Raw genomic sequence first — 14,448 nt, forward strand, 5'->3', positions numbered from 1 at the left:
GTGGAACTCTGGATGGGGGCCGGTGCGGGGGACTTGGTCACGCTCGCGGCCTGGCCGGCGAGCCTGGTCATGCTCGCCGGGACGGCCGCGATGGCGGTGTCGCTGTGGCGGGCGCGCCTGGCGCCCCGGGCGGACGCGGCGGCGCTGCCCGCGCTGTGGTTGTGCGAGGTAGTCCTGGCGCAGGCGGGCGGCGGGCTGGTCGCGGGTCTCTACTGGCTCATCCGGGGCCGCCTCCTCACGGACGCCACCCCGCGCCCGGCGAAACAAACCGACGGCAGGCCACAAACCGGCGGCAGGCCACGGGGCGGGGAAATGTAACCTTTGCCGGTGCCCTTCACCCAAGCCCGCGACGGCGTCGCCCTCGCCTACCAGCGCGGCGGCGTCCCCGGCGGCGAGCCGCTGCTCCTGCTCCAGGGCCAGGCCAACGACCACCACTGGTGGGACGGCGTCCGGCAGGACTTCGAGCACCTCCACCGGACGATCACCTTCGACTACCGGGGCACCGGCGCCAGCGGCAAACCGGACGAGCCCTACAGCACCCGGGGCTTCGCCCGCGACGTGATCGACCTGCTCGACCACCTCGGCGTCGAACGCGCCCACGTCTACGGCACCTCGATGGGCGGTCGGGTGGCCCAGTGGCTGGCGGCCGAGCATCCAGAGCGGGTGCGCTGCCTGATCCTCGGCTGCACGTCGCCGGGCGGGACCCGGGGGATCGAGCGGGACAACGCGGTCAGGAGGTCGCTGGCCCAGCCCGATCGCGAGGCGGCCCGGCGGGCGCTGCTCGAACTCATGTACACCCCGGCCTGGCTCGACACCCATCCCGGCCCGTACCGGACCACCGGCGACCCGGACATGCCCGCCTTCGCCCGCCGCCGCCACCTGGCCGCCAGCGCCGAGCACGACGCCTGGGACGTCCTGCCCCGCGTCACCGCCCCCACGCTGATCGTGCACGGCACCGATGACGTGTTCAATCCGGCGGCCAACGCGCCGCTGCTGGCCGAGCGGATCACGGGGGCCAGGCTGGAGCTCGTGCCCGGGGCGCGGCACGCCTACTTCGAGGAGTTCCGCCACCTCGCGGGGCCGCTCGTGCTCGACTTCCTCACCGAGTGCGGGCTCAGCGAGAACGGGCTCGGCGAGCGCGAGCGCGAGCACGGGCTCGGCGCGTCCCGTTCCGGCACGGCATGATCGCGGGCTTTCGGGGAGTCGCCAGAAGTTAGGCTGATCAAGCCGAAGAAAGGGGACGAGGCGCGTGCGCTCGCTGGAGGACTACGCCGACGGCGTGCGGGAAGGCTCCCGCACCTGGATCGCCAGGGCGATCACCCTGGTGGAGTCCACCCGGCCCGACCACCAGGAGCTGGCCCAGCGGTTGCTCGTGGAGCTGACTCCGCTGTCGGGACGGGCGCGCCGGGTCGGCATCTCCGGGGTGCCCGGGGTGGGCAAGTCCACGTTCGTCGACGCGCTCGGCACCCTGCTGACCGGGCTCGGCCACAAGGTCGCGGTGCTGGCCGTCGACCCGTCCTCGACCAGGACGGGCGGCAGCATCCTCGGCGACAAGACCCGGATGGCGCGCCTTTCCGCCGATCCGCACGCGTTCATCCGGCCCTCGCCCACGTCGGGCACGCTCGGCGGCGTCACCAAGGCCACCAGGGAGGCCATGGTGGTGGTGGAGGCGGCGGGCTTCGACACCGTGCTGGTGGAGACGGTCGGCGTCGGCCAGTCGGAGACCTCGGTCGCCGACATGGTCGACACGTTCCTGCTGCTCACCCTGGCCCGCACCGGCGACCAGCTGCAGGGGATCAAGAAGGGCGTCCTGGAGCTGGCGGACGTCATCGCGGTCAACAAGGCCGACGGCGAGCACGCGATGGCGGCCAGGAAGGCGGCTCGCGAGCTGGCCGGCGCGCTGCGCATGCTCCGCTCCGACACCGCCCCGCCACCCGTCCTGACCTGCAGCGCGCTCACCGGGGACGGCCTGGAGGACGTGTGGAGCCAGATCCTGTCCCACCAGGACGCCCTGGACCTGGACGCCAAACGCCGCCGCCAGCAGGTGGGCTGGACCTGGACCCTGGTCCGTGACCGGCTGCTGGCCGAGCTGCGGCACGACCCCGAGGTGACGGCGATCTCCGCGGACGTGGAACGCCAGGTCCTCGCCGGCACCCTCACCCCGGCTCTCGCCGCCGACCGCCTCCTGTCCGCCTTCAAACGCCACTGAACCCCGCGCCTCGGGATCACCCGTATCGGGCGGACCGGCGCCGGTGGTTTCGGGCGGGCGGGGTGCGGATCGGGAACCCCAAGGGTGGAGATACCTCTCCCCGGGCGGAAATATCACCATCCACCGTCCTCGCGCGCGCTCGGTCCCGCCGCAGGTCCGTGTCACGATGGCGGCGCCGCGATCCGACTGGGGGAGAAGGCGCCTATGTGTGCGGAACCGATGCTGCCGGACGCCGTGGCCAGGGCACTGGCCGAGTACGGCGGGCTGCTCACGCGGCACGGCATCACCTGGGGCGACCCGCCGATCCCGTACGTGAAGTTCTTCGCCGTCCGCAGGGTGCTGCCCAAGCCGCTGTTCGAGCGGTTCTGGGGGCTGGCCGTCAAGTGGGCCGCCGCCCGCTATCCCGGCGAGCCGCTGGACCAGGTCGTCACCCACCTCGGCGAGGCCGACTTCGACGTGCTCCTGCGTGACACGCTCGACGGCGACCTGCCCGCGCACCTGCTCGCGATCCGCGTCGGCGACGAGGTCGTGCTCGAAGGCGCGCCGCGCACGGTGCTGGCGCCGGCCCGCACGCCGCACCCGTCCGACGCCGTCCCGCCGGAGGGCCAGGGCGGGCGGGTGGCGCGCCGGGACGGCGGGGCGCCGTTCGTGCTGCTCCCCGGCGGCGGCCAGGCGGAGGGCCGCGGGACGGATCAGGTGCCGTCCGTCCCGCTCCCCGGCCGCGGCGAGGAGCGGATCCCGCTGCTCATCGACTCGCGGCGCGACGACGGCGTCCGGGTCGGCGTGGACGACGAGCAGCGACTGCTGGGCCCGCGCGGCGCCTGGCTGGTCGAGGTGGACCTGGACACGGTGATCGTGGTGGACGGCGTCCGCGTCAGGATCGACGGGCTGCTGCGGCTGGCGCCGCCGGCCCGGTTACGGCTGGTCGCGGGCATGCCGTGCCGGTGGAGCGTGGTGAGCGCGGGCGGGCGCGGCTGGTTCCCGCCGGACACCCCGAACCGCCACGACTACCACGGCCGCCCGTACTTCCACGGCGACGACCTCGTGCTCGACGTCCCCGCCGCGCCGCTGACGATCACGGTCGCGCGCGGCATGGAGTACGCGCCGGCCACCGTCGGGCTCACCCCGCGCCGGGGCGAGGAACTGCTGGTCGAGCTGGCCCCGCGGCGCGTCCACGACGCCGCGGCCCGCGGCTGGTACGGCGGCGACATGCACGTCCACCTGAACTGGGCCGGCGACCTGGTGGGCGTGCCCGCGGACGCGGCGGCCGCGCAGCACGGCGAGGACCTGCACGTGCTCAACCTGGTGGCCGGGAACGTGTCGGGGCCGCGCGTCTACGACCGTGAGGCGCTCGACCACTGGATGGGCACCGACCTGCCCTGGTCCGACGGCACGCACGTGGCCAGGATGGGCGTCGAGTACCGCAACGACCTGCTCGGCCACGCCTACGCCTTCGCCCCGCGCGGCGCGCCCGGCCGCTTCCACACCGGTTTCGCCGGGGACGCCGACTGGCCGCCCAACGCCGAAGGGCTGCGCGAGCTGCGTGAACTGGGCGCGATCGTGGGCTACAGCCATCCGTTCCACACCGCTCTCGGCGAGGCCGACCCGCCCAAGGCCATCGTCTGGCCGCAGCCGCGCAACTGCGCCGCCCGCGAGATCGTCGCCGACGCCGCGCTCGGCCTGGTGGACAGCCTGGACGTGCTCAACCACTCCTCGATCCCGGGCACGGCCGCGGTGTACCGGCGGCTGATCGGGGCCGGCAACCGGCTGGCCGTGACCGCGGGCACCGACTCGATGATCTCCTTCACCCGTTCGGACAACCAGTCGAACCCGCCGGGCTGGGCCCGCGTCTACGCCCGGGTGGAGGGTGGACTGACCGCCGAGTCGTTCGCGGCGGCGGTGCGCGCCGGCCGCACGTTCGCCACCACCGGGCCGTGGCTGGAGCTGGACGTGGCCGGGCACGGCCCGGGCGACGTCCTGGACGTGCGCGAGGGAACGCGGCTGCGCGTCACCGCGACCGCGACCGGCCCCGAGGTGGCCGCGGTACGCCTGCGCACGGCCTCGGGCGTCCAGGCCGCCGCCGAACGCCTGGCCACCTCCGAACAGCTCGCCACGGATGGTACGGATGGTGACGCGCTGACCGTCACCGCCGACCTGGTGATCGACGAGCCCACGTACGTCATCGCCGAGGTCCTGTGCGAACCGCACCACCCCCGCACCCTGACCACCACCGGCTACGCCCTGACCAGCCCCGTCTACGTCGACGTGGCCGGCCGCCAGGTCGCCAGGCAGGACGACGTCCGCTGGTGCCTGCAGTGGCTGGACCTGCTCGAGGACCTGATCAAACAGCACGCCCGGCTGGCCGCGCACGCCCAGCTCGCCGACCACCTGGCCCTGATCGGCCGCGCCAGGCGGGTCTACCGGTCCCGGCTGGCCTGAGATTCCGCCGCGCTCACCGGCCTTTCTGGCCGCGTGTGCTAAATTTTGGCCATGCGGTCAGAAAATGAGCCAAGCGGCCAGAAGGGCCGGTCGTTCATCGAGGAGGCCAGGCGCGCCCAGATCATCGCCGCGGCCATCGAGGTGATCGCCGACGTTGGCTTCGCGCAGGCGTCCCTGGCGCGCATCGCCAAGCACGCCGGCATCAGCAAGGGCGTGATCTCCTACCACTTCGCCGGCAAGGACGAGCTGATGGAAGAGATCGTCGACCACACCTACACCGGCATCTACGAGTACGTGCTGGCCGAGATGCGGGGCCTCACCACGCCCACCGAACTGCTCAGAACCCAGATCCTGGGTGTCGCCGAGCACATGCGCGGCCACCGCGACCAGCTCAAGGCCCTGGGCGAGATCTTCATGAACCTGCGCGACGCCGAGGGGCGGCCGCGCTACGGCGTCAAGGCCAACGAGGAGGGCTACCAGGCGCTGGAGCGGATCTACGAGTTCGGCCAGCGGACCGGCGAGTTCCGCGCCTTCGACCAGCGCGTCATGGCCGTCACGCACTCCGCGGCCGTCGACGCCATGTTCGCCTACTGGGTGGCCAACCCCGACCACGACCTGGACGCACACGCCGGAGAGCTGGCCGAGCTGATGGAGAGGGCGGTACGCGCATGAAGACCGAGACCAAAGCCGTGACCAGGCTGGGCGCGATCGACAACCTGCGCGTCGTGCTGACCGCGCTGGTCGTGCTGCACCACGTCGCCGTCACCTACGGCAACATCCCGCTCTGGTTCTACGTCGAGCCGGCCCAGGACCCCTCCGGCCGGATCCTGGACCTGTTCGTGCTGTTCAACCAGGCCTTCTTCATGGGGTTCTTCTTCCTGATCTCCGGCCTGTTCACCCCGGGCTCGCACGATCGCAAGGGCGGGCGGGCCTTCGCGCGCGAGCGGTTACTGCGCCTGGGCGTGCCGCTGCTGATCTTCCTGGTGCTCCTGCGCCCGCTGGTCACCCTGGACGCCTACGCCGCCCACGACGAGCTGCCGTACTGGCTGTTCTACCTGGTGAGCTGGGACCCGGGGCAGATGTGGTTCGTCGAGGTCCTGCTCGCCTTCTCGCTGCTGTACGCGCTGTGGCGGCGCCGGCGCGACAGCATCCAGGCGCCCCCGCCGGCTCCGCCCCGGTTCCGCTCGATCGCGCTGTTCACGCTCGGCCTGGCCGCGGTCACCGTCCTGTGGCGGATATGGGTGCCCACCGGGACGTACGTGCCGGTGCTCGGGCTGCCCACCCCGGACTTCCTGCCGCAGTACGCCGCCATGTTCCTGGCCGGGACAGCCGCGCACCGGCGCGGCTGGTTCGAGACGTTGCCCCGGCGGGCCGCCCGGCTCGGCCTCCTGGCCGCGGCCCTGGCCAGTGCGGCGCTGCTGCCCGCCGCGTTCGTCCTGCCCGGGCCGCTGGGCGGCGCGTTCATGGCCACCTGGCAGTCCGTGTTCGCCGTCGGGATCATCATCGGGCTGAGCGTGCTGTTCAGGGAGCGCTTCCACCGGCAGGGGCCGCGCGGCAGGTTCCTGTCGCAGCACGCCTACGCCGTCTACCTGCTCCACCCGCTCGTGCTCGTCGCGGTCGGCCACGCGCTGCGGTGGCTGGAGGCCGCCGCGATCGTCAAGTTCACGCTGGCGGCGGCCGTCTCACTGCCGCTGTGCTGGGCCCTGGCCTACCTGGTCCGCTCGCTGCCGGGGGTCAAGCGGGTGCTGTAGGAGACCGAGGGGTCAGTCGGTGTAGAAGGAGTCCAGGACCTTGCCGTGCCGCTCCTCGACCGCCTTGCGCTTGACCTTCAGGCTCGGCGTCAGCTCGCCGGACTCCACCGAGAAGTCCTCGGCCAGCACGGCGAACTTCTTGATCGTGGAGTAGCCGGCCTGGTCGGCGTTGACCTGGTCGACCGCCCTGCCCACCTCCTCGCGCAGCCGCGGGTGCTCGCGCAGCCGCTCCGGGTCGGTGGGCAGGCCCTCGGCCTCGGCCCACGGCCTGACCACGTCCATGTCCAGCGTCACCAGCGCGGTGCAGTAGTTGCGCCGGTCGCCGTGCACGAACACGTGCGACAGGAACGGGCAGGCCGCCTTGATCCGGCCCTCCAGGTAGGTGGGCGCCACGTACTTGCCGCCCGAGGTCTTGATCAGCTCCTTCTTCCGGTCCGTGATGATCAGCCGGCCGGCCGAGTCGAGTTCGCCGATGTCGCCGGTGTGCAGCCAGCCGTCCACCAGCGCCTCGGCCGTCTCGTCCGGCAGGCCGTGGTAGCCGCGCATCACGCCGCGCCCGCCGACCAGGATCTCGCCGTCCTCGGCGATGCGGACCTGGGTGCCGGGCAGCGGCGGGCCGACCGAGCCGAACCTCACCGACTCGGGACGGTTGAGGAAGCTGCCCGCCGACGTCTCGGTCAGGCCGTAGCCCTCCAGGATGGTCAGCCCGGCGCCGTCGAAGAACTCGGCCACGTCCTTCGACAGCGGCGCTGCGCCCGAGATGAAGTAGCGGATCCGGCCGCCGAAGCGCTCGCGCAGCTTGCCGAAGACCAGGCGGTCGGCGAGTGCGTACTCGATGCGGGTGGTCAGCGGGATGGTGGCGCCGCGCTGGCGGGCGCGGCTGACCCTGATGCCGGTCTGGCGCGCCCAGTTGAAGATCTTCAGCTTGGCCCCGCCCTCACGCTGGACGGTCGCCGCCACGGTGTTGTGCACCTTCTCGAAGATCCGCGGCGCGGCGGCCATGAACGTCGGCCGGAGCGTTCCCAGGTTCTCCACGATCTTGTCGAGCCGGCCGTCGATGGCCGTCGGCACGCCGGCGTCGATCATCACGACCTCCAGCAGCTTGCCGAACGAGTGTGACAGCGGCAGCCAGAGGAAGTGCAGGTCGTCCGGCGTGAGCAGCTCGATCTCGCGCACCGAGCCGGCCGCGAACAGCCAGTTGTCGTGGGTCAGCTCCACGCCCTTGGGCCGGCCGGTGGTGCCGGAGGTGTAGATGAGCGTGGCCAGGTCGTCGGCGGTGATGGCGTCGACCATCGCGTCGTGGTCGCCCTCGTCGGTGGGCACCGAGTCGAGCGTGACCACCCAGCCGTCGTCGCCGGCCGCGCCGTCGATGACGACCACGTGGGTGACGTCCGCCAGCTCCTTGCGCACCGACCTGAGCTTGGCGACCTGGTCGTCGTTCTCGGCGATGACGATCACGCTGCCCGAGTCGTTGATCACGAACGCGGACTCCGCCGCCGTGTTGGACGGGTAGATCGTCGTGGTGGCCGCGCCCGTGGACAGCACGGCCAGGTCGGCCAGGATCCATTCCAGCCGGGTGGAACACAGGATCGACACCCGCTTGCCCGGACCCGCGCCCAGCCCGGCCAGGCCGAGCGCCAGACGCCTGACCCGTTCGCCCACCTCCCGCCACGACAGTGAGATCCAGCCGTCGTCGGACGGCACCCGATAGGCCTCGGCGTCGGGGGTGGCGGCTATGCGATCGCGCAGCAAGGCGGGAATGCTGGACATCCTGACCTCCTGGAGGGGTGTGGTGCCGACTTTAGGACGGCTGCACTGTGTCAGTCGATGGTCCTGATCGGTTACGTGCTGCCCACTGTCGCTCCGGGCATTCGATCTTCACGCTGAAGGCGTTCCCGAACAGGAAGGCACACCCCCCATGCCTCGTACGTCTCCCATGCGTGTCCTGCGGCGACTCGTCCGCGACCACCGCGACGCCGAGCTGCTCCGCCTGCCCGTCGACGAGCTGCGCGGACTGCGCGCCGAGGCGGCCGCGCACGACGCGCTCGCCCGGCGCGAGCTGCTCAAGCGCGCCGCGCTGGTCGGGCTGGGCGCGGGCGCCGCGGTCGCGCTGCCGCGCCAGGCCCGCGCCGAGGACGTGCTCAGGCCGCCGCTCAAGCCCGCCAGGGTCGCCGTCGTCGGCGCCGGGATCGCCGGGCTGACCGCCGCGCTCACGCTGCGCGACGCCGGCGCGACCCCCATCGTGTACGAGGCCGACCCGGCCCGCGTCGGCGGCCGCATGTACACCCAGCGCTCGATCTGGCTGAACGGCCAGACCTCCGAGATCGGCGGCGAGCTGATCGACCAGGAGCACAAGAAGATGCTGGAGCTGTGCCGCCGCTTCGACCTGCCCACGATCAACTTCGCCGGCGCGGGACCGAACGGCGCCGAGGAGATCCTGCACTTCAACGGCTCCTACTACCCGCGCGCGCAGGCCGACGAGGACTTCAAGGCCGTCTACCAGAGCCTGCGCGCCGACCTGCAGGCCGCCGGCGAGGTGAGGTGGGACGACGCCACGCCGACCGGCGTCGCCCTGGACAACCTGAGCATCTACGACTGGATCGAGTCGCGCGTGCCCGGCGGCCACTCCGCGCCGCTGGGCCGCTACTTCGACGTCGCCTACAACGTGGAGTACGGCGCCGAGACCCCCGACCAGTCGTCGCTGGCGCTCATCCTGCTCATGGGCTACCAGCCGAACCCCGGCCACTTCAACGTCTGGGGCCTGTCGGACGAGCGCTACCACATCGTCGGCGGCAACGACCAGCTGCCCGGGGCCATCGCGGCGAGCCTGCCCGCGGGCGGCGTGCGGCTCGGCTGGCGGCTGCTGGCCGTGCGCGCCAACAGCGACGGCACCCAGACGCTCACCTTCGACAACGCGGGAACCACCAGGACGGTCGTGGCCGACCACACGATCCTCACCGTGCCGCTGCCCGTCCTGCAGGGGCTCGATCTGTCGCGGGCCGGCTTCGACCCGCGCATGACGAACCTGCTGCGCGACGCCCGCATGGGCCACGTCACCAAGCTCAACCTGCAGACCAACCGGCGCACCTGGGTCGGCACCGGCCCCTGGCCCGGCGTCTCGGCCGGCGACTGCTTCACCGACCTGCCCTGGCAGCAGTGCTGGGACACCACCAAGGGCCAGCCGGGCACCACCGGCGTGCTCATCCAGTACAGCGGCGGCGACGCGGCCAGGGCGCTCAACCCGGCCACGCCCTTCCCCACCAACGCCGACCCGTACGTGCGCGCCCTGGCGGGGTCCACGCTGACCGGCATCGACACGGTCTTCCCCGGCACCAGGGCGCAGTGGAACGGCCGCGCCCAGCTCTCCGCCTGGCACAAGAACCCCAACGCGCTCGGCGCCTACTCCTACTGGCCGGTCGGCTACCTGCACAGGTACGCCGGGTACGAGGGCGTCGCCCAGGGCCGGATCCACCTCGCCGGCGAGCACACCTCCTACGACTTCCAGGGCTTCATGAACGGCGGCGCCACCGAGGGCGAGCGGGCCGCCAACGAGGTCATCGCGGCGCTGCGGTAGCCCGTGACGTGCTGCCCACCAGGCTCGCGGTGCGCACCTCCCACGCGCCGCAGGCGCAGCGCAGATAGGAGACCACGCCCTCGGACGTGACGTGGGAGGAGACGACGGTCAGGGCGAGGGGGTCGTGCGGCTCTCGGGAGTGCATGACCTCCACCCTGCGGTAATGGCCTTGTTCAACTCAACCCTTACAGGCCGGGGCCGGGCGCGCGGGCTTGCCTTCCTCGAAGTGGATCACATATAGTCACCAGGTCTTATCGCCGAGCCCTGGGGGCAGTTGACGTGAGGATCTGAGGTCGCGGGCACCGCGCCGTTCCGCCCTGTCGTGGGCAGTTGCGCGCATCCTCCTGGACCTCTGCTCGATCCTCGCCGTCGTCGGCGGATCTGCTCGTTCTGTTTGGGCGCGCATCAGCGGTGTTTCCCGCCAAGTCACGAAATTTCGACTTTTGTGATGGGAATCGCCTTATGTCTTTTTCTTTGGTCGTCGACCGTGTGTCCTTCGGGTGGCCTGACGGCACCCAGGTGCTCGACCGGCTCGACGCCGCCTTCCCCGCCGGCCGTACCGGCCTGATCGGGGTCAACGGGTCGGGCAAGTCCACCCTGCTCAAGATCATCGCCGGTGAGCTGTCCCCGCAGTCCGGGGGCGTCTCGGCGGCCGGGGTGGTCGGGTACCTGCCGCAGAACGTCCCGCTGGAGGCCGGTCGTACCGTCTCCGACCTGCTGGACATCAGCCGTACGCGGGCGGCGCTGCACGCCATCGAGAGCGGCGACGTCCGCGAGGAGCACTTCACCGCCGTCGGCGACGACTGGGACGTCGAGGAGCGCGCGCGGGCCGAGCTCGACCGGCTCGGGCTCGACCACGTCGGGCTCGACCGCACGGTGGGCACGCTGTCCGGCGGCGAGGCCATCATGGTCGCGCTGGCCGCGCAGTTCCTCAAACGGCCCGACATCCTGCTGCTCGACGAGCCCACCAACAACCTCGACCTGGACGCGCGCACCCGGCTCTACGCCGCCGTCTCGTCCTGGCCCGGGGTGTTGCTGGTGGTCAGCCACGACCGGGCGCTGCTCGACCTGGTCGACCAGATCGCCGAGCTGCGCGACGGCGCCGTCCGCGTCTACGGGGGCAACCTGAGCGACTACGAGCTCATGCTCGCCGCCGAGCAGGAGTCCGCCGAGCGGATGGTGCGCACCGCAGAAGGCGAGGTGAAGCGGCAGCAACGCGAGCTGATCGAGGCCAGAACCAAGCTCGACCGGCGCGAGCGGTACGGAAAGAAGTCCGCCGAGGGCATGCCGAAGATCGTCGCCGGGGCCAAGAAGCGGGCCGCGCAGGTGTCGGCGGGCAAGTACCGCAACCTGCACGCGGACAAGCTGGAGGAGGCACGCGAACGGCTCAGCGAGGCCGAGCAGGCCGTGCGGGACGACGCGGAGATCCGCATCAGCCTGCCGGCCACCGAGGTGCCCGCCGGCCGCACCGTCCTGACCCTGCCGCTCGACCCGCCACCCGGCGGCGCCCGAGCCCAGGACCCGGACCCCGACACCGAGGTGGACGCGGAGGTGGGCACGGACGTTGCGCGGCGCGTCCCGCTGGAGACGCTGGTCGTGCGCGGGCCGGAACGCATCGCGCTGCTCGGGCCGAACGGCTCGGGCAAGAGCACGCTGCTCAAGCGCATCGTCGAGCACGGCGCGCACGTCCAGGTGCGGTACCTGCCGCAGCGGCTCGACCTGCTCGACGACGGTCTCAGCGTGCTGGACAACGTCCGGGCGCTGGCGCCGTCGGCGTCGGTGAACGAGGTGCGCGGCCGGCTGGCCCGCTTCCTGTTCCGCGGCGAGCGGGTCAACCAGGCGGTCGGCACGCTGTCGGGCGGCGAGCGCTTCCGCGCCACGCTGGCCGCGCTGCTGTCGGCCGAGCCGCCGCCGCAGCTGCTCCTGCTGGACGAGCCCACCAACAACCTGGACATGCCCAGCGTCCGCCAGCTCGCCCAGGCGCTGTCCGCCTACCGGGGCGCGCTCATCGTGGCCAGCCACGACGTGCCGTTCCTCGAACTGCTGGGCATCACCCGGTGGCTGCGACAGGATCGGGACGACGGCCTGGCTGAATCGTAATTGACGTGCGGGGATCAATCGGGCGATAGTGTGGCAGGTGTCTGCCCCCCGGTTGTTCTCCTGCGTTCTCGCCCTGTCGGTACTCACGGTGGGCGCGTGCAGTGTCTCCACGCCCCCGGCCGCGCCGGCCGGCGGCTCGGCGACCGTGCGTGGCTCGGCCGGCGGCGAAGGCTCGGAGACCGGCACCGGCACGGACACCAGTGCCGACCCGGGCGCCGACCCGAGCGCCGATCCCGCCGTCTCCCCGACGGGCAGCCCGAACCCGGGCGTCCTGACCGCCGAGGCGTACAAGGGCGAGCTCGACACGCGGTACAAGACCATGCTGGCCGCGATCAACGCGCTGGCCGGCGCGCGCAACGTGCGCATGCTGAACCAGCGCGTGGAGCGGGCCGAGGAGGCGCTGAGCGGGGCCGCCGACGCGCTGGCCGCGCTGGCGCCGCCGGTCGAGGTGCGGACGCAGCACGACGCGTACGTGGCCAGCCTGCGCTCCTTCGCCACCGAGCTCGGCTCCACCGTGGGCAAGGTGGCCGAGCAGGACCTGTGCACGTCGTCGGCGGTGCTGAGCGACCTGGGCGACCAGCTCAAGACCCTGGACGAGGCCGGCGAGAGCCTGCAGGGCGCCGGCGACTACCCGGCCGACGTCGTCGAGGTGAAGGCCGCGGGCAAGAAGACCAGGCGGCTCGGCAACGGCGCGTTCATCCGCAGGTCGACGCTCAACGGCCGCAGCTCGCTGCAGATCCACAACGGCGGCTCGCGCGACGCGGTGGTCACCGTCGTCAAGGGCGGCAGCAAGGCCTTCAGCGTGTACGTGCGCAAGAAGTCGAAGTTCAGGGTGCGCGGCGTGCGCGACGGCAGCTACAAGATCTACTTCACGCACGGCGTGGACTGGGACGGCAAGACCCGCGCGTTCACCCGCCAGTGCAGCTTCGAGCGCTTCCAGAAGACGGTGAAGTTCAAGACCACCTACACCGCCACGCAGATCCTCTGGCACGACTGGCGGATCACGCTGCACTCGATCTCCGGCGGCAACGCCCGCACCGCGAACGTGGACCCGGAGAAGTTCCCCAGCTAGCGGCCCGCCGACCGGGCGGAGCCGCGAAGGGCCGCGTACCGGCGAGTACGCGGCCCGTTCCGATCAGGTGGAGAAGAGCATTCCCACCCAGCTGCGCTGACCACGGTGGTGCCCGTAGCCGCCGTGGTGGCCACCGTGGGGCGCGCCCCACGCGGGACCGGCGGGCGGGGCGGGGGCGGCCGGCGGGGCGCCGTGCCACTGCGACTCCATCCGGGTCAGCGTCTCGAGCTCGCCGTAGTCCAGGAAGATCCCACGGCAGTTGTCACACTGCTCGATGTGGACGCCGTTGCGCTCGTATGTCCGCATGTTCCCGCGGCACTTGGGGCACTGCATTAGTCCCACTCCTTGACTTCGCCGTTTGAAGGCAAACCTATCGTGCGCGAGCCCGTCATGCTCTGACGATTCTGTTGCACGATTCGACCAACGAATGTTCGACCTCGTCCAGTTCCCGGCCCTCGCGATCGGCGTTCAGCACGGCCACCGCGGCGAGCTGAACGGTGAGCGCCCGGGCCGGCACGTCGAGCCGCCGCCACGGGTCGTCGCCCCGGCCCAGCGCCGGCCCGCCCGAGGCCAGGTACGCGCCCAGGAACCGCTCCCACACCTCCGGGTCGAGCAGCCCGGCCGCGTACCAGGCGGCCGGCCTGGCCAGATCCCACGCCGGGTCGCCGACGCCCAGGTCGTCGACGTCGATGAGCAGCCAGCCGTCGCGGTGCACGAGCTGGCCCAGATGCCAGTCGCCGTGCGTGAGCAGGCCGGGCAGCGGCTCCGGCGGGGGCAGCTCCTTGAACGCGCGCCGGATCAGCTGCTCGACCGGCCCGTCGCCCGGCATGCGCAGCACCGCCCTGGCCGCCCGCGCCGGACCACCGGCGGGCGGCAGCGGCGGCAGCAGCGTGAGCGGCACCGCGTGCAGCCTGGCCAGCAGCCTGGCCCCCTCCTCCCACGGCGCCAGGCCCGGATCGTCGTCCTGCGAGATCGGCCGGCCCGCCGGCCACACCGTCACCGCCCGGCCCGCGACCGTCAGCACGTCGGGGACGATCGGGGCGAGCATGAGCCCGCTCAGCGCCGCCGAGGCCACCGCCCGCACCCGGGGGCGCAACTCCTCCGGCTCGTCACGGCGGGAGTGCGCCTTGACCACCACCTCGCCCCTGCGCAGCACGACGACGTCGGTACGCGTCGGGTGTAAGACGGGCTCGCCCGTGCCGCCGTACGCGGCGGCGACGCCCGCCAGCTCAGATTCCAGACCCACCGGTACAGACTAGGGGGCGGCGCCGGGGGTCCAGGCCCCCGTGCGCAGCCCCGGGTC

General features: G+C 72.2%; 13 protein-coding genes. 9 read left to right on the forward strand and 4 right to left on the reverse strand.

The window, feature by feature from the left end; all coding sequences use genetic code 11:
• The 6 genes from HII36_RS16455 to HII36_RS16480 all read left to right on the forward strand — a co-directional run.
• Positions 1–318 (forward strand): hypothetical protein (locus tag HII36_RS16455; RefSeq protein ID WP_217369592.1); only part of this gene is annotated, 318 nt, incomplete at its 5' end.
• Between the two features lie 9 nt (positions 319–327).
• Positions 328–1,185 carry an alpha/beta fold hydrolase gene (locus HII36_RS16460; protein WP_173524062.1) on the forward strand — a complete coding sequence of 286 codons (858 nt, stop codon included), beginning with the start codon at positions 328–330 and terminating at the stop codon, positions 1,183–1,185.
• Positions 1,186–1,249: 64 nt separating this feature from the next.
• Positions 1,250–2,209, forward strand: a complete 960-nt coding sequence (gene meaB, locus HII36_RS16465; protein ID WP_173524063.1) for a methylmalonyl Co-A mutase-associated GTPase MeaB — start codon at positions 1,250–1,252, stop codon at positions 2,207–2,209.
• A 204-nt stretch (positions 2,210–2,413) separates the two neighbouring features.
• Positions 2,414–4,648 (forward strand): CehA/McbA family metallohydrolase, encoded by a 2,235-nt coding sequence (locus HII36_RS16470; RefSeq protein WP_236003566.1) that lies wholly within the window; start codon positions 2,414–2,416, stop codon positions 4,646–4,648.
• A gap of 51 nt (positions 4,649–4,699) precedes the next feature.
• Entirely contained in the window at positions 4,700–5,320 is a 621-nt protein-coding gene (locus HII36_RS16475) for a TetR/AcrR family transcriptional regulator (protein WP_173524064.1), read from the forward strand.
• Positions 5,317–6,399 (forward strand): acyltransferase family protein, encoded by a 1,083-nt coding sequence (locus HII36_RS16480; protein WP_173524065.1) that lies wholly within the window; start codon positions 5,317–5,319, stop codon positions 6,397–6,399. The genes HII36_RS16475 and HII36_RS16480 overlap by 4 nt, the downstream gene beginning before the upstream one ends.
• 12 nt (positions 6,400–6,411) lie before the next feature.
• Here the strand turns inward: HII36_RS16480 and HII36_RS16485 are convergent, their stop codons facing one another.
• Positions 6,412–8,169, reverse strand: coding sequence for an AMP-dependent synthetase/ligase (locus HII36_RS16485; protein WP_173524066.1), 1,758 nt, complete (start codon positions 8,167–8,169; stop codon positions 6,412–6,414).
• A 166-nt stretch (positions 8,170–8,335) separates the two neighbouring features.
• On the opposite strand from HII36_RS16485, the gene HII36_RS16490 reads away from it, so the two are divergent.
• Positions 8,336–9,973 carry a flavin monoamine oxidase family protein gene (locus HII36_RS16490; protein ID WP_217369594.1) on the forward strand — a complete coding sequence of 546 codons (1,638 nt, stop codon included), beginning with the start codon at positions 8,336–8,338 and terminating at the stop codon, positions 9,971–9,973.
• Here the strand turns inward: HII36_RS16490 and HII36_RS16495 are convergent.
• Positions 9,954–10,118 carry a hypothetical protein gene (locus HII36_RS16495; RefSeq protein WP_173524068.1) on the reverse strand — a complete coding sequence of 55 codons (165 nt, stop codon included), beginning with the start codon at positions 10,116–10,118 and terminating at the stop codon, positions 9,954–9,956. The two genes, HII36_RS16490 and HII36_RS16495, sit on opposite strands and share 20 nt — an antisense overlap.
• Before the next feature lie 317 nt (positions 10,119–10,435).
• Between HII36_RS16495 and HII36_RS16500 the strand changes: the two genes are divergently transcribed.
• On the forward strand, positions 10,436–12,073 hold the full coding sequence (locus HII36_RS16500) for an ABC-F family ATP-binding cassette domain-containing protein (RefSeq protein ID WP_173524069.1): 1,638 nt from the start codon (positions 10,436–10,438) through the stop codon (positions 12,071–12,073).
• A 37-nt stretch (positions 12,074–12,110) separates the two neighbouring features.
• Entirely contained in the window at positions 12,111–13,145 is a 1,035-nt protein-coding gene (locus HII36_RS16505) for a hypothetical protein (protein WP_173524070.1), read from the forward strand.
• A 63-nt stretch (positions 13,146–13,208) separates the two neighbouring features.
• Here the strand turns inward: HII36_RS16505 and HII36_RS16510 are convergent, their stop codons facing one another.
• Together HII36_RS16510 and HII36_RS16515 are read right to left on the reverse strand one after the other, a co-directional pair.
• Positions 13,209–13,478, reverse strand: coding sequence for a TFIIB-type zinc ribbon-containing protein (locus tag HII36_RS16510; protein ID WP_173524071.1), 270 nt, complete (start codon positions 13,476–13,478; stop codon positions 13,209–13,211).
• A gap of 55 nt (positions 13,479–13,533) precedes the next feature.
• Positions 13,534–14,391, reverse strand: a complete 858-nt coding sequence (locus tag HII36_RS16515; protein WP_173524072.1) for a phosphotransferase — start codon at positions 14,389–14,391, stop codon at positions 13,534–13,536.
• Positions 14,392–14,448 lie beyond the last annotated feature (57 nt).

The sequence above is a fragment of the Nonomuraea antri genome (assembly GCF_013283785.1).
Lineage (GTDB): Bacteria > Actinomycetota > Actinomycetes > Streptosporangiales > Streptosporangiaceae > Nonomuraea > Nonomuraea antri.